Raw genomic sequence first — 16040 nt, 5'->3', positions numbered from 1 at the left:
AAGGCGCTACGTTAGTAACAGCCTCCGGCTAGTCAAAGCGGCGAGGAAGCGGACTGGGCTCGCACACGAGTGTACGAGCTGTACATGAGCATTCCGACTGGGCTCGCACCCGAGCCTGGTTCTAACGCCGCAGGGCCGACGCGCAGCAGATTGTGGGCAGGTTCTTAGCGGTTGAAGCGTTCTACCAGCGCGTACTGCCCCTGCGCCGTTGCCGTCAGGGCTTCGCTAAGGCGAGCGGTGTCATGTGCCTCGCCCGCAGTCTTGTCGGCCAGCTGGGCGATGGTGGTGATGCTGCGATTGACCTCATCGGCCACGGCGCTTTGCTCCTCGGCCGCAGCGGCGATCTGGTTGGCCATATCGGCGATATTGGCTACCGCGTCGCTGATGCCGGCCAGTGCCTCATCGGCTTGCTGCACGCGCTCAACCCCTTCGTCGGCTTGCTTGCGGCCGATTTCCATGGTCAGCACCGCTTCTTCGGCGGTGCGCTGCAGTTTGGCGATCAGCTGGTGAATCTGCCCGGTGGATTCGGCGGTGCGCTGCGCCAGGGAGCGCACTTCATCGGCGACCACGGCAAAGCCACGGCCCATTTCACCGGCGCGGGCAGCCTCGATGGCCGCGTTGAGGGCGAGCAGGTTGGTCTGGTCGGCGATGCCTTTGATCACATCAACCACGCCGCCGATTTCATTGCTGTCCTGCGCCAGGCGGGTCACGGTTTCACCGGTTTCACCCACGGAGATCGACAGGCGCTGAATGGCTGCGCGGGTTTCCGCGGCAATGCCACGGCCGGCGCTGGTCAGGCGGTTGGCATCCTGAGTGGCGATGGCGGTGCGCGCGACGTTGCTTGCCACTTCCAGGGTGGTGGCGGCCATTTCATTGATCGCGGTGGCCACCTGGTCGGTTTCGCTGCGCTGGCGCTCAAGCCCGGCGGAGCTGTTGTGCGCCAGGGTGTCGGCTTGCTTGGCTTGCTGGGTCAGCTGTTCGGCGGTGTCCTGCAGGCGGGTCAGGCAGGTTTTCAGGCGCGCTTCCTGGCTGAGGATGGACATTTCCAGGCGGCCCTGAGCACCGCGGCTGTCGGTGTACATCTGCGCGATCAGCGGGTCGGAGGTAGTCTGGTCGGCCAGGCGCAGCAGGCGCTTGAGGCCGCGTTGTTGCCAGTTCAGGCCGAGCAGGCCGAGCGGCACCGACAAGCCGGCGGCCAGGGCGAAGCCCCAGCTGGAGTCGAGCCAGATGCCGATCAGGAAGCCCACCTGGCTGACCAGGATAAACGGCAGCCAGTCCTGCAGCACCGGCAGCCAGCGATCACTGCCGGGGATCGCCGACTTGCCGCTGTTGATGCGTTGGTACAGCGCCTCGGCGCGGCGGATCTGCTCAGCAGTCGGCTTGACCCGCACCGACTCGTAACCCACCACCTGGTTGTTTTCCAGCACGGGAGTCACGTAGGCATTGACCCAGTAATGGTCACCGCTCTTGCAGCGGTTCTTGACGATGCCCATCCATGGCCGGCCTTTCTTCAGCGTGTCCCACATATGCTGGAATACCGCCGCCGGTACATCCGGGTGGCGCACCAGATTATGCGGCGCACGAATCAGCTCATCACGGCTGAAACCGCTGATCTCGGTAAAGGCGTCATTGCAGTAGGTGATCTGGCCTTTAACGTCGGTGGTGGAGATCAGGCGTTGTTGGGCTGGGAACGTGCGTTCACGCTGAGTGACAGGCTGGTTATTACGCATGGCAGGCTTTATTCCTTAAAACGTTACCGGTACTTCGGCCGGTGTTGGCGGAAGTTTAGCGCGAAGGCCTGGGCTTTTGCCGGTGCAATGCAAGCACAGGCGGGCGACTCGGCTATGATGCGCGCCTTGAGGAGAGTCGCTGATGAATACGTTGCTGTTGCACTGCCGTCCAGGTTTTGAAAATGAGGTGTGTGCGGAAATCGCTGAACACGCCGCCCGCCTGGACGTTGCCGGTTATGCCAAGGCCAAACCGAGCACCGCCTGCGCGGAATTTATCTGCACTGAAGACGATGGTGCCGAGCGCCTGATGCGCGGGGCGCGCTTCAATCAGCTGATCTTCCCGCGGCAGTGGGCGCGTGGGGTATTTATCAACCTGCCGGAACTGGACCGCATCAGCGTTCTGCTTGGCCATCTGGCGGACTCTCCGGTATTCGGCAGCCTGTGGCTGGAAGTGCTGGACACCAACGATGGCAAGGAGCTGTCGAATTTCTGCAAGAAGTTTGAGGCGCCGCTGCGCAATGCCCTGACCAAGGCCGGCAAGCTGGCCGAGGATGCACACAAGCCGCGTCTGCTGCTGACCTTCAAGAGCGGCCGCGAAGTGTTCGTTGGCATGGCCGAAGCGAATAATTCGGCGATCTGGCCCATGGGCATTCCCCGCCTGAAATTCCCCCGTGAGGCACCGAGCCGCTCGACCCTCAAGCTGGAAGAGGCCTGGCACACCTTTATCCCCCGCGAGCAGTGGGATGAGCGTTTGTCTGATGAGATGACTGGGGTTGATCTCGGTGCCGCGCCGGGCGGCTGGACCTATCAGCTGGTCAAACGCGGCATGCTGGTCACCGCCATCGACAACGGGCCGATGGCGGAAAGCCTGATGGACACCGGTTTGGTGACGCACCTGATGGTCGACGGTTTTACCTGGAAGCCCAAGCAGCCGGTGGACTGGATGGTCTGCGATATCGTCGAAAAGCCCGCCCGCAGCGCCGCCTTGCTGGAAACCTGGATTGGCGAAGGCCATTGTCGTGAGGCGGTGGTCAACCTCAAGTTGCCGATGAAGCAGCGCTACGCCGAGGTGCGCCGCCTGTTGCAGCGCCTGGAAGACGGCTTTGCCGAACGCAAGATCAAGGTCTCGATCGCCTGCAAACAGCTCTATCACGACCGCGAGGAAGTGACCTGCCACCTGCGCCGCTTAAGCAAGTGATCTCAATGCCGGGCCAGTTGCGGCTGTAACGGCAGCAGCTGCGGCAACTCGATGGTCCCCTGCAGGGTGCTGCTGCCCAGTTGCCAGGAACTGTTGAACAGGTACTGGCCGCTAAAACCGCTGATGCGCAGGCCCAGCAGATCCCCAGGCTGCAATTGCGCACTGACGGCAGCCAGTTCGGTGCTGGCCTGGCCGTTGAGTGGGGTTACCTGCTCGCTGAGTACCTCACTACTGCCATTCGCACGTCGAACCACCAGGGCGGCAAACAGCGTCGGCAACTGCGCGGCGTTTTCCAGATGCACGCGGGCGACGCCGACCAGGGCGCTGTTTGCCTGCACCTGTTGCAGCGGGATAAACCGCGACGGCTGCAGCAGCCCGCTGCTAAGCGGCCGAATCGCGGTGGCGGGCAGCTCGATGCGCTGGTTGGCCGGCAGGTGCTGCAAGGCCACGCCCTGATCCAGGTCCAGGCTTAGGCACAGCTCAGGAATGCTCGCGGCCACGCCCTTGCGGCCGCGTAGCTTGTCTTCGTACCAGCTGATGATGCTCTGGTAGAGGTTGATCGCGCGGTCACCGCAATGCAGCACCGGCTCGTTGTTGAACGGCGGCAGGCCGCTCCAACGTTGCAGTGGCGGCGGCAGAATATGCCCGCCCTGCATGCCAAGCAGGCGCACGTCACGCTCGCCCTGTTGCAGGCAATCACGAATCGCCAGGCCCTGGTTGAGCGGGAACAGGGTGTCGCGCATGCCCTGAATCAGCAAGGCATCGGCCTGCGGGCGCTGGCCGCGTGCGCAGTAGCTGGTCAGGCTGTGGGCCTTGAGTTCGGCGCGCACCGGCTCGCGCATACGGCCGTCAGCGCTTTTCAGGTAGGGTGCCTGAACGAACTTGCCGAGGTCATAGCCGGTGGACAGTCCCAGGCTGAGCAGCACGCCGGTCCAGCCGACTTTCATATGGCTGTCTGGGGCCAGGGCTTCGCTCAGGTCATACCAGGTGGCGATGGGCACAATGGCGTCGATACGCGGATCAGTCGCCGAGGCCAGCAGCTGCACGGCACCGCCGTAGCTTTCGCCGAGCATGCCGACCTTGGGGTCGTTCGCGGCGTCCATGCTCAGCCGTGGCAGGTTGGCGGCGGCCCAGTCGATCACCGCCAGGGCATCCTGCACTTCGTACTCGGGGTCCATCATTTCGATATCGCCTTCGCTGCCGCCCCAGCCGCGCTGGTCGTAGCTGATCACCCAGTAACCGGCCTGCCAGGCTTTCACCGCAGCGCGGCCGGACATCATCTGAGTGCCGTAGAAGCCCTTTGGGCGAGTCACCCGCCAGCCGCCCCAGCCATGGGTATGCACGATCACCGGAGCCTGTTCGCCAGCCTTGAGCGCCGGTTGGAACACCGTGGCCGACAGACGGGTGCCGTCGCGGCCGTAAATCACTGCATCGAAGTACCTGGCGGGTAGGTCCTGCCCGGCGCTGGCGCTGAAATCCGGCAGTTGATCGCGGGCGGCGCAGCCGCTGATAAGCAGGGCGGCGAGTAGCAAGGCAAGGCGCATAGATGGCTCTTATTGGAATAGTGGGCGCTGCGCAGCCTGCCTGATCGGGCCGCCTGCGGCTGCCCATCCAAGGTTGTGTTGACCTGTTATCGGCTCGAATCCCGATGCAGTGGTTTTCAACCGTCTGCTAGATGACCTTGGGGTCAGCTCTGCGCGAGAATAGCGGCCTGCTACTGGAGCCTGCCGATGTCTTTGCAAACCACCACGATTCCCGATGACACCCTCGACGCCACCGGGCTGAACTGCCCCGAGCCGGTGATGATGCTGCACAACAAGGTGCGCGACCTGCCGGCCGGCGGCCTGCTCAAGGTGATTGCCACCGATCCCTCGACCCGTCGCGACATCCCCAAGTTCTGCGTGTTTCTCGGCCATGAGTTGGTGGAACAGGCCGAAGAGGGCGCGACCTACCTCTATCTGATTCGCAAGAAGCTCGACTAATGAATTGGTACTTCGCCTACGGCTCGAATATGAACCCGGCGCGCATGCAGGCCCGTGGCCTGCGGGTGAGCGAAGTGCTGCCAGGGCGTTTGCCGGGTTACAGCCTGTGTTTTGACAAACGCGCCGCCGACCGTGCGCCGGGGCGCGCCTACGCCAATATCCGCTATCAGCGCGATGGCGTGGTGGAGGGCGTGTTGTACCGCCTGCAGGGCACTGACGAAATCGCCAAGCTGGATCACTTCGAAGGTACACCGGTTTATTACAGTCGCGAGTGCCTACCGATTGTCACGGCTGCTGGCGTGCAGGCCGCCTGGGTGTATATCGCCAATCCAGCGTTTCGGCAGGCGGGTCTGCTGCCCAGTGCCGATTACCTGGCGCACCTGCTGGCAGGGCGTGAATGGCTGCCCGAGGCCTACTGGGCAGCGCTGGCGGCGCATCCCTGCCACCCGGATTGAGTGGCGCGGGCTGCGACTGATTAGGCCGCTTTGGCCATGCGAATGCGTTTGCGCGCGCTGCCGGCCAGGCGTACGGCGAGCATGCCGCCGGCGCAGGTCAAACCCACCACCAGGCCTTGCCACAGCCCACTAGGGCCGCTCGGTTGGCCAAACCAGTCGGATAGGCCGAGGGCGTAACCGACCGGCAGACCAATGCCCCAGTAGGCGAACAGGGTCAGGATCATGGTCACGCGGGTGTCCTGATAGCCGCGCAGCGCGCCGGCGGCGGTGACCTGAATGGCATCGGAGAACTGGAACAGCGCCGAATAGACCAGCAGGGTGGTGGCCACCAGGATCACCGCCGGGTCCGGGGTGTAGATCTGCGCGATCTGCTCGCGCAGCAGCAGCATCAGGCTGGCCGACAGGCAGGCGTAACCCAGCGCCGCCGCCATGCTCACCCCGGCAGCAAAGCGCGCCTCACGCGGTTCGCCACGCCCCAGCGCCTGGCCGACGCGCACAGTGGCGGCCATGCCCAGGGAGTAGGGAATCATGAAGACCATCGAGCTGAAGTTCAGGGCGATCTGGTGGCCCGCCACCACGGTGGCACCCAGGCCGCCGATCAGCAGGGCGATCACGGCAAAGATGCTCGATTCGGCGAACACCGCAATACCAATCGGCAACCCGACCGACAGCAGGCGCTTGAGCACAGCCCACTGCGGCCACTCGAAGTGGCTGAATACCTTGCTGGGCCGGTAGAACGGAGCCCACTTTACCCACCAGAGCATGCCGAGAAACATGCAGATCATTACCAGTCCCGTGGCCCAGCCGCAGCCGACGCCGCCCATGGCCGGCACGCCGAGCTTGCCGTAGATAAAGATGTAGTTGAGCGGGATATTCAGGGCCAGGCCGCATAGCCCCAGGATCATGCTTGGCCGGGTATGGCCAAGGCCGTCACTGAAACAACGCAGCACGTGATACAGCGCCACCGCCGGAAAGCCGCAGGCCACGCCGCGCAGATATCCCATGGCCGGCTCGATCAGGCCGGGGTCGACATTCATCTGGGTCAGGATTATTTCGGCATTCCACAGCAGGGCCGCCGCGCTGCCGCCCACCGCCAGCGCCAGCCACAAGGCCTGGCGCACCAGCGGGCCGATACTTGCTTGCTCGCCTGCGCCAAAGCGCTGGGCGACTTTCGGTGTGGTGGCCAGCAGGATGCCGGTCATCAGCAGAAACACCGGTACCCAGATCGAGTTGCCCAGCGCCACCGCCGCCAGGTCGCGCGGGCTGACGCGCCCGGCCATGACGGTGTCGACAAAGCCCATGGCGGTGTTCGCCAGTTGGGCAATGATGATCGGTGTGGCCAGCTTCAGCAGGCTCTGAAGCTCAGTGCTGACGCGGTGCAGGCGGGACTCGGCGAGCATGACAAATATCCGGCAGGGTGTCGGGAAACCGTGCAGTCTACGCTTTGACGTCTTGGTCAGGAAACCTTGATGCGATTTGTTTGCACGGTGCTAGCGGGTCAAATCGCCCAGGCGGGTTAGAATGCCGGCCTGACTTGTGGAGCCTGCCCATGCGAATAGTCGCCGACGAAAACATCCCCCTGCTCGATGAGTTCTTTGCCGGTTTTGGCGAGATTCACCGCTTGCCCGGCCGTGGTATCGATGCGGCTGCCGTCGCCGATGCCGACCTGCTGCTGGTGCGTTCGGTGACTCAAGTCGATCGCGCGCTGCTCGAAGGCTCGGCAGTGAAGTTTGTCGGCACCTGCACCATCGGTACCGACCATCTGAACCTCGACTACTTTCAGCAGGCCAGCATCGCCTGGGCCAGCGCGCCGGGCTGTAACGCCCGCGGCGTGGTGGACTATGTGCTGGGCAGCCTGTTGGTATTGGCTGAACAGCAGGGCGTCGATCTGGCTAGCCGCACTTATGGCGTGATCGGCGCGGGGCAGGTTGGCAGTCGTCTGCTCAAGGTGCTGCGCGGCCTGGGCTGGCGCGTGCTGGTCTGCGATCCGCCGCGCCAGGCGGCCGAGGGCGGCGATTTTGTCAGCCTGCAGCAGGTGCTGGCCGAGTGCGATGTGATCAGCCTGCATGCGCCGCTGGAACGCCTGGGTGAACATCCAACTCATCATCTATTCAATCAGGCGCGCCTGGCCGCACTCAAGCCAGGTAGCTGGCTGATCAACGCCAGTCGCGGCGCGGTGGTGGATAACCAGGCCTTGCGCCAGTTACTGGCGCAGCGCAGCGATCTGCAGGTGGTGCTGGATGTTTGGGAAGGCGAGCCGCAGGCGGATGTCGAGCTGGTCGCCTTGTGCCGCATCGCCACGCCGCATATCGCCGGTTACAGCCTGGACGGCAAGCTGCGCGGTACGGCGCAGATCTATCAGGCGCTGTGTCAGCACCTCGGTGTTGCGCCCAGCGTCGAGTTGGCGCAACTGATGCCGGCCGCCTGGCTGAGCGATCTGACTATTGATGCCAGCGCCGACCCGGCCTGGGCCTTGGCCAGTATCTGCCGCGCGGTGTACGACCCGCGTCGTGATGATGCGGACTTTCGCCGGAGCCTGCAGGGCGATGCCACAACGCGGCGTGCGACCTTTGACGGGCTGCGTAAACACTACCCAATGCGTCGGGAAATCGACGGGTTGGACGTCAGCATAAAGGGCGATGCGCCGGTGTTGGTCAGCTTGGTGCAGGCGTTGGGTGCGAGGTTGAATCAGCGGTAGCGAAGGGCAGCGATGCTGCCCTGGCGGGAAAGGTTACTTACGTTTGGCGGCTTGCTGCTGGGCTTTTTCCAGTGCATTGCAGGCCTGCTGGATCATGTCTTCGGTGATCGGGATTTCGCGGCCTTGGGCGTCGATAACAAAGCCGCCTACTGGCATTGTCGTGGTCTTTTGCGAATTCTGTTGTGGGCTGTGCATGGCGTGTCTCCTCATCGGTTAGCGCGATTTTATGAGTGTTAGATGAAGGCGCTGTGACAACTGCGACGGCAGAAAACCGCCGCAGGGCACAGGGCCAGTCAGCCTTTGCAGGCACTGTGCCAGGGCCGGCAGGTATTGAGCAGGCAGGTATTGAATCAGAGGGTGTTATGGGGCTTTTCCATATTGGTTTGATCATCAACCCTTTGGCCGGGCTGGGCGGCCCCGCGGGGTTCAAGGGCAGTGACGGCATGGCCGAGCAGGCCTTGGCTTTGGGCGTTGAGGCCAAGTCGGCGCTGCGTACGCAAACCGCCCTTGAGGTGCTGCTGCCGCTGCGCGAGCGCCTGGAATTCGTCACCTTTTCCGGCGCGATGGGTGCCGATTTGCTGGCCCAGATGGGCTTTGCCCACCGTGTGGTTGGTGAGCTAGGCGCGGGCCCCAGCAGCGCCGCCGATACCCGCGAGGCCGTTGAGCGGCTGCAGGATGCCGGCGTGGCGCTGATTCTGTTCGCCGGCGGCGATGGTACGGCGCGGGACATTTGCGCCGCCGTGCGCGAAGGCCAGCCGGTGCTGGGTATTCCGGCCGGGGTGAAGATCCAGTCCGGGGTCTATGCCATCAGCCCGCGCGCAGCCGGTGAGTTGACCGCGCGGCTGATCGAGGGCGGCCTGGTACGCCTGAGCAGTGGCGAGGTACGCGACATCGACGAAAGTGCCCTGCGCGAGGGTCGCGTTACCGCACGCTGGTATGGCGAGCTGACGGTGCCGCAGGAAGGCGGCTATGTGCAGCAGGTCAAACAGGGTGGCGTGGAGTCCGAAGAGCTGGTGCTGGGCGATCTGGCCGACTGGCTGCAGGACAGCTGGGAAACCGATGTGCGCTATGTGTTCGGCCCCGGTTCGACCCTGCATGGCTTGGCGCAGAATCTTGGGCTGGAGACCACGCTGCTCGGCGTCGATGTGGTCGAAAACGGCCAGTTGCTGGCCAGCGATGTAACCGAAGCGCAGCTATTCGAACTGATTGATGGCCATCCCGCGCGCCTGCTGGTCACCGCCATCGGCGGCCAGGGCCATATCATTGGCCGTGGCAATCAGCAGATCAGCCCACGGGTGCTGCGCGCCATCGGCCTGGAAAACCTGCGTGTGGTCGCCACCAAGCGCAAGCTCGGCACGCTGGAAGGCCGGCCGCTGCTGGTGGACAGTGGTGATGTCGCGCTCGACGATGCCTTTCCCGATGTTGTGCGCGTGTGGGCCGGTTATAAGGAAGAGCTGCTCTATCCAGTAGGCAAGTAGCCGCTGAACTATTAAGGAGGCGTTTATGCGGGCAATTCTGCTGTTTGCGCTGAGTATTCTGCTGAGCGCCCAGGCCTGGGCACTGCAGGCCGATGCCCTGGTCACGGCCGCCCGCGAGCAGGTCGGCGTAACCCTGAGCTACGACCCCGCCTATCGCCGCCTGAGTTACCCCAATGGCGATGTACCGCTAAATACCGGCGTGTGTACCGATGTGGTGATCCGCGCGCTACGCCAGCAGGGGCTCGACTTGCAGCCGGCGGTGCATCAGGACATGCGCGCGAACTTTCGCCTGTATCCAAAGAACTGGGGGCTAAGCCTGCCCGACAGCAATATTGATCATCGCCGCGTGCCGAACTTGATGACCTGGTTCAAACGCCAGGGCTGGGCGCTGCCGCTTGGCCAGGATGCCGAGCGCTATCGCCCGGGCGATATCGTCACCTGGGACTTGGGTGGCGGCCTGACCCATATAGGCATTATCAGCGATCGCCAGGCCGGCAGCGGCGTACCCCTGGTACTGCACAATATCGGCCGCGGCACCCAGGAAGAGGACATTCTCTTTCGCTTCAAGATTACTGGCCATTACCGTATCCCCGCCGCCTAAGAACCTGTTTACGATCTGCTGCGCGTCGGCCATCCTGTGTTAAAAACAGCCTCGGAATGCTCATTTACAGCCAGTAAACTCCGCTTCCTCGGCGTTTTGACCAGCCGGAGGCTGTTACTACGTAGCGCCTTGTCTGGCTCTAGCTCGCGAGATCGTAAATAGGCTCTAAGGGCCGCACAGAAGGAGCTGGCTATGCAGGAGCAAACACTTCCACCCCTTATCCAGCCCGGCGAGCGCGTGGTGCTGTTTGATGGGGTGTGCAAGCTGTGCAACGGCTGGGCGAAGTTTCTGATTCGTCATGACGTTGAGCAGCGCTTTCGTTTGGCCTCGGTGCAATCGGTCGAGGGCCAGGCGCTATTGGAGTGGGGCGGTTTGCCGACCGATCATTTCGACAGCATGGCGTTGATCGAGGATGGTCAGATGTTGCTGCGCTCGGATGCGGTGCTGCGCATCGTTGCCCAGCTGCCTAATCCATGGCGTTTTCTGGCCTGGCTGCGGCTGATTCCACGGCCCATACGTGACTGGTGCTATGACCGTATTGCGCTGAATCGCTACCGGTTATTCGGCCGCTACGACAGTTGTCTCATACCAAACGCCGACCATGCCCGGCGCTTTTTGCATGACTGATCCGCGCCTGCTGCATATAGCCTGGATTGCGCGCATTAGCTTGGGTTTGGTGTTTATCTGGCACGGCTTGGTGCCGAAGATTCTCTGGTTAAGCCCGGATGAGCTGGCGATGGTCCAGGCCCACAATCTGCCAGCCCCCGAGTGGGTGGCACGTATCGCCGGTCTGGCGGAAATCATCCTGGGTCTTCTGCTGCTTTGGCGGCGTCAGCGCTGGCCATTGTTGCTGGCGGGTGTGCTGTTGATTGGGTTGCTGCTTGATGTGGCGCTATTCAGCCCCCATCTACTGCTGCAGGCGTTCAATCCGCTGTCCACCAATCTCGCCGCTTTGGCGCTGTGTTGGGTGGCCTGGCGGGCGGAAACGCCGCAATCGCCTCCTAATTAACGGGCGTCAGCGCCTCTGCGAGCCTCCATGCTTTCGATCCTGTCTTCCCGTCAGCGCAATGCCTTGCGTATGGCTTGGCGCTTTATTGCGCCGTATCGCGGTCGTGTGTTCGGGGCCTTGCTGGCGCTGATGTTTACCGCCGCTATCACTTTGTCGATGGGGCAGGGCATCAAGCTGTTGGTCGACCAGGGCCTGGCGACCCAGTCGCCGGCGGCGCTGCAGCAGTCGATCGGGCTATTTTTCGTACTGGTGCTGGCACTGGCCATTGGCACTTTTACCCGCTTTTATCTGGTGTCGTGGATCGGTGAGCGTTTTGTCGCCGATATCCGCAAGCGGGTGTTTAACCACCTGATTGAGCTGCATCCAGGCTTTTATGAGAGCAACCGCAGCTCGGAGATTCAGTCGCGTCTGACTGCCGATACCACGCTGCTGCAGTCGGTGATCGGCTCGTCGCTGTCGATGGCGCTGCGTAACCTGATCATGCTGGTCGGCGGCAGTGTGCTGCTGGTGGTGACCAACGCCAAGCTCAGCGGCATCGTGCTGATGGCGCTGCCGCTGGTGGTCGCGCCGATCCTGATTTTCGGCCGTCGCGTGCGCGCGCTGTCACGCCAGAGCCAGGACCGGGTGGCGGATGTTGGCAGCTATGTTGGCGAGGTGCTGGGGCAGATCAAGACTGTGCAGGCCTACAACCACCAGGCCGAAGACAAGCGCCGTTTCGGTTTGTCCGCCGAGGCCGCCTTCGATACTGCGCGCCAGCGCATTGCCCAGCGCGCCTGGCTGATTACCGTGGTGATCGTGCTGGTGCTCGGCGCGGTTGGGGTGATGCTCTGGGTCGGCGGCATGGACGTGATCGCCGGGCGGATTTCCGGCGGTGAGCTGGCAGCCTTCGTGTTTTACAGCCTGATTGTGGGCTCGGCCTTCGGCACGCTTAGCGAGGTGATCGGTGAGCTGCAACGCGCCGCCGGTGCGGCTGAGCGTATCGCCGAGCTGTTGCAGGCGCGTAATGAAATCACTGCGCCGGTTGCCGATGGCCTGAGATTGCCGCAACCGGTCGCCGGGTGTATTGAGCTGCAGGGCTTGCGCTTCTCCTACCCATCGCGTCTCGGCAGTTTTGCCGTGGATGGCATCGATCTGCAGGTCGCCGCGGGGGAAACCCTGGCGCTGGTCGGGCCGTCCGGTGCGGGTAAATCCACGCTGTTTGATCTGTTGCTGCGCTTTTTCGACCCGCAACAGGGGCGCATCTTGATCGACGGTCAGCCGATTCAACAGCTTGATCCGTATGAGCTGCGCCGCAGCTTCGCCTTGGTGTCGCAGAGCCCGGCGCTGTTCTTTGGCTCGGTGGAGGACAATATCCGCTACGGCAAAACCACGGCCAGCCTGGCCGAGGTGGAGGCCGCCGCCAAGGCTGCGCATGCCCACGAATTCATTATGAAGCTGCCCAATGGCTACCAGACTCACCTGGGCGATGCCGGCCTGGGGCTTTCCGGTGGTCAGCGCCAGCGCTTGGCGATTGCCCGTGCGCTGCTGGTGGATGCACCGATTCTGCTGCTCGATGAAGCCACCAGCGCGCTGGATGCGGAGAGCGAACACCTGATTCAGCAAGCCTTGCCGCGCTTGATGCAGGGCCGTACCACCCTGGTGATCGCCCACCGCCTGGCCACGGTAAAGAGTGCTGATCGGATTGCGGTGATCGACCACGGCAAGCTGGTGGCCATCGGCACGCACAGTGAGTTGGTCAGCAGTAGTCCGCTGTATGCGCGCTTAGCGGAGCTGCAATTTAATAGCGATACCACCGAGCCTGCGCTCTAAGCGGTTTTGCTTTTCGGTTTGATGGTCGCTGCTGCTCCGGCCGAGGCGAGAATGATGGCGCTGATTGCCAGCCATTGGCTCAGGCTCAGGCGTTCGCTCAGGAACAGCAGCCCGGAGAGGGCGGCAATCGCCGGCTCCATGCTCATCAGCACACTGAAGGTGCGCGCAGGCAGGCGGGTCAGGGCGACCATTTCCAGGCTGTAGGGCAGGGCCGAGGACAGCACCGCTACAGCGAGGGCGATGGGCAGCAGATCCAGCGAGAACATGCTGCTGCCGGCTTGCCACAGGCCAATCGGGAACACCAACAAGGCCGCGACTATGGTGCCCAGGGCCACGGTCTGCTTGCCGTGTTCGGCCCCGGCTTTCTGCCCGAAGACGATATACAGCGCCCAGCACAGACCAGCGGCCAGGGCCAGGGCCATGCCCATGGGGTCGAGTGGCACATCACTCTGGCCTGTGGGCAACAGCAGCCAGAGGCCGAATACCGCCAGGGCGATCCAGACGAAATCCAGCAGCCGCCGCGACGACAGCAGTGCCAGGCCGAGCGGGCCGGTGAATTCCAGGGCCACGGCTATCCCTAAGGGAATGGTTTTCAGCGAGAGGTAGAACAGCAGGTTCATGCTGCCCAGCGATAGTCCGTAGGCCAGCAGCGAGCGGCAGGATTTGAGGGTCAGCTTGGCCTGCCAGGGGCGCATCAGCACGCACAGAATCAGCGCGCCGAGGCTCAGGCGCAGGGCTGTGGTGCCGGTTGCGCCGATTTCCGGAAACAGCCCCTTGGCCAGGGACGCACCGCTCTGGATCGAGGTCATGGCGATCAGCAGCAATATTATCGGCAGGATCACCAGGGAGAATTGCGATGAGCGCGGCATGGGCTGTTCCTTGACGCTTAATTGGTTAATAAAAAAGCCGGCCACAGAGGCCGGCTTTCAGGTGTTCTATGGCTTAGAAGCTGTTTTCGATCTCGCGAGCTAGAGCGAGACAAGGCAGAAATGGCCGAGGGCGCGGAGTTTACTGGCTGTAAATGAGCAGCTTCCGAGGCCATTTCTAACGCCGTATCGCCGACGCGCAGCAGATCGTAAACAGGTTCTTAGCGGTATTCGCACAGGTAGGCGGTATCGGCCGCCACCTTGAGCTGGAACTTGCTGTTGGCCGGCACGGTGAACTTGCTGCCGCTGGTGAAGGTTTCCCAGTTTTCGCTGCCTGGCAGCTTGACGGTCAGTGCGCCGGCCACCACGTGCATGATTTCCAGCTGATCGGTGCCGAATTCGTACTCGCCTGCAGCCATCACGCCAATGGTGGCCGGGCCTTCAGCCATGCCGAAGGCGATGGATTTGACGGTGCCGTCGAAGTATTCATTGACCTTGAACATCTGCAGTTCCTCGAAGGGGTTAAAAAAGGCTCGCCAGTATGCCCAAGCGTTTTTTCTTCGTCATCTGCTTTGCACGGGCAATACCAGTGGCAACAGGCGGGCGGTATTGCGTGCATCGGTCAGGGCGCGGTGCTGCTGGCCCTGAAACTGCAATCCGGCGAGGTTCATGGCCATCTTCAGGCCGATCGGGCTGGGTAGCTGGCGCGCTTCGGCAAAGCGCTTCTTCAGGTTGAGATGGGGTATCTGGCTCAGGTAGCTGCTGAGGCTGTGGGCGCGCCACTCCTGCTCGAGTTGGCGGCGGTCATAGTCGCCCCAGCTGGCCCAGCCCGCCAGTTGCGCCTGGTGCGCCAGCAGCCAGCGCTCGAATTGTGCCCAGACCGTGGCCAGCGGTGCGGCGGCATCCACCTCGGTCTGGCTGATTTGGGTGAGCTGACGACAGAAATGCGTCAGGTGCGGGCGGCGCACGGGCCGCACGAAACGCTGAAAGTGTTCGAGCTCATGGCCGTCAGCGTTGACCAGACTGGCCCCGATTTCGATGATTTCCATTTCTGTCACTGGCCAGCCACCTTCTTCGGTGGTGGCTTCCAGGTCAATTACCAGCCAATGCTGCATAAGCCCTCCTTAGCGTGCAGCGAGTATGGAAGGACTTTCGCGCCTGGGTAAAGCGCGTATCCATACAGTTTTGCCTGCTCGCTGTGCTGGCGCTATGCCCTGTGTGGCGGGCATCCTTAGCATCTGGTGTGAGCCAAGACAGTAATCCAACGTAGAGGTGTGCATGGCAAAGGTGGCGTTTATCGGGCTGGGTGTAATGGGTTACCCGATGGCCGGGCATCTGGTGCGCGCCGGGCATCAGGTTTGTGTGTACAACCGCAGCGCCGCCAAGGCTGCGCAGTGGGCCGCCGAATATGCCGGCAGTCATGCGCCAACTCCTCGAGAGGCGGCCGCGGGGGCCGAGTTCGTGATGGTCTGCGTGGGCAACGACAATGACCTGCGCAGCGTGGTGCTGGGGGCTGATGGCGCGTTCGCCGGGATGGCCACAGGGGCCGTATTGATTGATCACACCACGGCCTCGGCGCAGGTCGCCCGTGAACTGGCCGGCGAAGCGGCTACGCGGCAGCTGGGCTTTCTCGATGCACCGGTCTCTGGTGGTCAGGCCGGCGCGCAGAATGGCGCGCTGACCATTATGGTCGGCGGTGAGGCGGCGACCTATGCCCAGGCCGAGCCGGTGATTCAGGCCTACGCTCGCATGGTTCGGCTGATGGGTGAGGCCGGCAGTGGTCAGCTGACCAAGATGGTCAATCAGATCTGCATCGCCGGGCTGGTTCAGGGTTTGTCCGAGGCGTTGCATTTCGCCCAGTGCGCCGGCCTCGACGCGCATGGTGCGATGGAGGTGATCGGCAAGGGGGCGGCGCAGTCCTGGCAGTTGGATAATCGCCATAAAACCATGCTGGCCGGCGAGTTCGAGCATGGTTTTGCCGTGGACTGGATGCGCAAGGACCTGTCGATCCTGCTCGATGAGGCCCGCAGCAACGGTGCACAGCTACCGGTGACGGCGCTGGTTGATCAGTTCTATGCCGATGTGCAGGGTATGGGCGGCGGCCGTTGGGACACCTCCAGCCTGTTTGCCCGCCTGCAGGGGCGTAAGTAGCACGCTGATCTGGCCTGCTTTGCGCCTTCGAGCCATGTCCTGCATTAGCTGGCGGTGGATGCT

Annotated in this window: 17 protein-coding genes; 10 read left to right on the top strand and 7 right to left on the bottom strand. The window is 62.9% G+C overall.

The window, feature by feature from the left end:
- Positions 1-164 precede the first annotated feature (164 nt).
- Entirely contained in the window at positions 165-1730 is a 1566-nt protein-coding gene (locus tag WBK23_RS13740; RefSeq protein ID WP_424484493.1) for a methyl-accepting chemotaxis protein, read from the bottom strand.
- 142 nt (positions 1731-1872) lie between these two features.
- Here WBK23_RS13740 and rlmM point away from each other — a divergent pair, with 142 nt between their 5' ends.
- Positions 1873-2928 (top strand): 23S rRNA (cytidine(2498)-2'-O)-methyltransferase RlmM, encoded by a 1056-nt coding sequence (gene rlmM, locus WBK23_RS13735; protein ID WP_424484492.1) that lies wholly within the window; start codon positions 1873-1875, stop codon positions 2926-2928.
- 2 nt (positions 2929-2930) lie between these two features.
- Here rlmM and WBK23_RS13730 read toward each other — a convergent pair whose 3' ends face one another.
- The gene (locus WBK23_RS13730; RefSeq protein ID WP_424484491.1) at positions 2931-4472 is read right to left on the bottom strand and encodes an alpha/beta hydrolase family protein; all 1542 of its coding nucleotides are present in this window, start codon (positions 4470-4472) and stop codon (positions 2931-2933) included.
- 186 nt (positions 4473-4658) lie between these two features.
- Here WBK23_RS13730 and tusA point away from each other — a divergent pair, with 186 nt between their 5' ends.
- Entirely contained in the window at positions 4659-4910 is a 252-nt protein-coding gene (gene tusA, locus WBK23_RS13725; RefSeq protein ID WP_424484490.1) for a sulfurtransferase TusA, read from the top strand.
- The gene (locus tag WBK23_RS13720) at positions 4910-5365 is read left to right on the top strand and encodes a gamma-glutamylcyclotransferase family protein (RefSeq protein ID WP_424484489.1); all 456 of its coding nucleotides are present in this window, start codon (positions 4910-4912) and stop codon (positions 5363-5365) included. Before tusA ends, WBK23_RS13720 begins: the two co-directional genes overlap by 1 nt.
- Positions 5366-5385: 20 nt before the next feature.
- Here the strand turns inward: WBK23_RS13720 and WBK23_RS13715 are convergent, their stop codons facing one another.
- Positions 5386-6765, bottom strand: coding sequence for an MATE family efflux transporter (locus tag WBK23_RS13715; protein ID WP_424484488.1), 1380 nt, complete (start codon positions 6763-6765; stop codon positions 5386-5388).
- Positions 6766-6914: 149 nt separating this feature from the next.
- Here WBK23_RS13715 and pdxB point away from each other — a divergent pair, with 149 nt between their 5' ends.
- Positions 6915-8063 carry a 4-phosphoerythronate dehydrogenase PdxB gene (gene pdxB / locus WBK23_RS13710; protein ID WP_424484487.1) on the top strand — a complete coding sequence of 383 codons (1149 nt, stop codon included), beginning with the start codon at positions 6915-6917 and terminating at the stop codon, positions 8061-8063.
- A gap of 33 nt (positions 8064-8096) precedes the next feature.
- On the opposite strand, the gene WBK23_RS13705 is transcribed toward pdxB, so the two are convergent.
- Complete coding sequence (locus WBK23_RS13705) at positions 8097-8273, bottom strand: PA1571 family protein (RefSeq protein ID WP_424484486.1); 177 nt, start codon at positions 8271-8273, stop codon at positions 8097-8099.
- Between the two features lie 152 nt (positions 8274-8425).
- Here WBK23_RS13705 and WBK23_RS13700 point away from each other — a divergent pair, with 152 nt between their 5' ends.
- From WBK23_RS13700 to WBK23_RS13680, 5 genes are all read left to right on the top strand, one after another.
- On the top strand, positions 8426-9541 hold the full coding sequence (locus tag WBK23_RS13700) for an ATP-NAD kinase family protein (RefSeq protein ID WP_424484485.1): 1116 nt from the start codon (positions 8426-8428) through the stop codon (positions 9539-9541).
- A gap of 25 nt (positions 9542-9566) precedes the next feature.
- Complete coding sequence (locus WBK23_RS13695) at positions 9567-10142, top strand: DUF1287 domain-containing protein (protein WP_424484484.1); 576 nt, start codon at positions 9567-9569, stop codon at positions 10140-10142.
- A gap of 192 nt (positions 10143-10334) precedes the next feature.
- The gene (locus WBK23_RS13690; RefSeq protein ID WP_424484483.1) at positions 10335-10769 is read left to right on the top strand and encodes a thiol-disulfide oxidoreductase DCC family protein; all 435 of its coding nucleotides are present in this window, start codon (positions 10335-10337) and stop codon (positions 10767-10769) included.
- The gene (locus WBK23_RS13685) at positions 10762-11151 is read left to right on the top strand and encodes a DoxX-like family protein (RefSeq protein ID WP_424484482.1); all 390 of its coding nucleotides are present in this window, start codon (positions 10762-10764) and stop codon (positions 11149-11151) included. Before WBK23_RS13690 ends, WBK23_RS13685 begins: the two co-directional genes overlap by 8 nt.
- A gap of 27 nt (positions 11152-11178) precedes the next feature.
- Positions 11179-12960 (top strand): ABC transporter transmembrane domain-containing protein, encoded by a 1782-nt coding sequence (locus WBK23_RS13680; protein ID WP_424484481.1) that lies wholly within the window; start codon positions 11179-11181, stop codon positions 12958-12960.
- Here WBK23_RS13680 and rhtA read toward each other — a convergent pair.
- The 3 genes from rhtA to WBK23_RS13665 form a co-directional block, all read right to left on the bottom strand.
- A complete protein-coding gene (gene rhtA / locus WBK23_RS13675) occupies positions 12957-13829 on the bottom strand; it encodes a threonine/homoserine exporter RhtA (RefSeq protein ID WP_424484480.1) in 873 nt (290 codons plus the stop codon). The genes WBK23_RS13680 and rhtA overlap by 4 nt on opposite strands.
- A 218-nt stretch (positions 13830-14047) precedes the next feature.
- Entirely contained in the window at positions 14048-14329 is a 282-nt protein-coding gene (locus WBK23_RS13670) for a pyrimidine/purine nucleoside phosphorylase (protein WP_424484479.1), read from the bottom strand.
- 60 nt (positions 14330-14389) lie between these two features.
- The gene (locus tag WBK23_RS13665; protein WP_424484478.1) at positions 14390-14941 is read right to left on the bottom strand and encodes an exonuclease domain-containing protein; all 552 of its coding nucleotides are present in this window, start codon (positions 14939-14941) and stop codon (positions 14390-14392) included.
- A gap of 163 nt (positions 14942-15104) precedes the next feature.
- On the opposite strand from WBK23_RS13665, the gene WBK23_RS13660 reads away from it, so the two are divergent.
- A complete protein-coding gene (locus tag WBK23_RS13660) occupies positions 15105-15977 on the top strand; it encodes an NAD(P)-dependent oxidoreductase (RefSeq protein ID WP_424484477.1) in 873 nt (290 codons plus the stop codon).
- The last annotated feature ends 63 nt before the right edge of the window (positions 15978-16040 follow it).

The sequence above is a fragment of the Pseudomonas sp. genome, assembly GCF_049653025.1.
GTDB lineage: Bacteria > Pseudomonadota > Gammaproteobacteria > Pseudomonadales > Pseudomonadaceae > Aquipseudomonas.
The sequence above is the reverse complement of the archived record's forward strand: the minus strand, read 5'-3'. Positions and strand labels throughout refer to the sequence as shown.

What these genes read in the sequence shown, in the direction of transcription:
- WBK23_RS13740 (WP_424484493.1), bottom strand. Translation starts at nt 1,730, where the DNA reads ATGCGTAATAACCAGCCTGTCACTCAGCGTGAACGCACGTTCCCAGCC.
- rlmM (WP_424484492.1), top strand. Translation starts at nt 1,873, where the DNA reads ATGAATACGTTGCTGTTGCACTGCCGTCCAGGTTTTGAAAATGAGGTG.
- WBK23_RS13730 (WP_424484491.1), bottom strand. Translation starts at nt 4,472, where the DNA reads ATGCGCCTTGCCTTGCTACTCGCCGCCCTGCTTATCAGCGGCTGCGCC.
- tusA (WP_424484490.1), top strand. Translation starts at nt 4,659, where the DNA reads ATGTCTTTGCAAACCACCACGATTCCCGATGACACCCTCGACGCCACC.
- WBK23_RS13720 (WP_424484489.1), top strand. Translation starts at nt 4,910, where the DNA reads ATGAATTGGTACTTCGCCTACGGCTCGAATATGAACCCGGCGCGCATG.
- WBK23_RS13715 (WP_424484488.1), bottom strand. Translation starts at nt 6,765, where the DNA reads ATGCTCGCCGAGTCCCGCCTGCACCGCGTCAGCACTGAGCTTCAGAGC.
- pdxB (WP_424484487.1), top strand. Translation starts at nt 6,915, where the DNA reads ATGCGAATAGTCGCCGACGAAAACATCCCCCTGCTCGATGAGTTCTTT.
- WBK23_RS13705 (WP_424484486.1), bottom strand. Translation starts at nt 8,273, where the DNA reads ATGAGGAGACACGCCATGCACAGCCCACAACAGAATTCGCAAAAGACC.
- WBK23_RS13700 (WP_424484485.1), top strand. Translation starts at nt 8,426, where the DNA reads ATGGGGCTTTTCCATATTGGTTTGATCATCAACCCTTTGGCCGGGCTG.
- WBK23_RS13695 (WP_424484484.1), top strand. Translation starts at nt 9,567, where the DNA reads ATGCGGGCAATTCTGCTGTTTGCGCTGAGTATTCTGCTGAGCGCCCAG.
- WBK23_RS13690 (WP_424484483.1), top strand. Translation starts at nt 10,335, where the DNA reads ATGCAGGAGCAAACACTTCCACCCCTTATCCAGCCCGGCGAGCGCGTG.
- WBK23_RS13685 (WP_424484482.1), top strand. Translation starts at nt 10,762, where the DNA reads ATGACTGATCCGCGCCTGCTGCATATAGCCTGGATTGCGCGCATTAGC.
- WBK23_RS13680 (WP_424484481.1), top strand. Translation starts at nt 11,179, where the DNA reads ATGCTTTCGATCCTGTCTTCCCGTCAGCGCAATGCCTTGCGTATGGCT.
- rhtA (WP_424484480.1), bottom strand. Translation starts at nt 13,829, where the DNA reads ATGCCGCGCTCATCGCAATTCTCCCTGGTGATCCTGCCGATAATATTG.
- WBK23_RS13670 (WP_424484479.1), bottom strand. Translation starts at nt 14,329, where the DNA reads ATGTTCAAGGTCAATGAATACTTCGACGGCACCGTCAAATCCATCGCC.
- WBK23_RS13665 (WP_424484478.1), bottom strand. Translation starts at nt 14,941, where the DNA reads ATGCAGCATTGGCTGGTAATTGACCTGGAAGCCACCACCGAAGAAGGT.
- WBK23_RS13660 (WP_424484477.1), top strand. Translation starts at nt 15,105, where the DNA reads ATGGCAAAGGTGGCGTTTATCGGGCTGGGTGTAATGGGTTACCCGATG.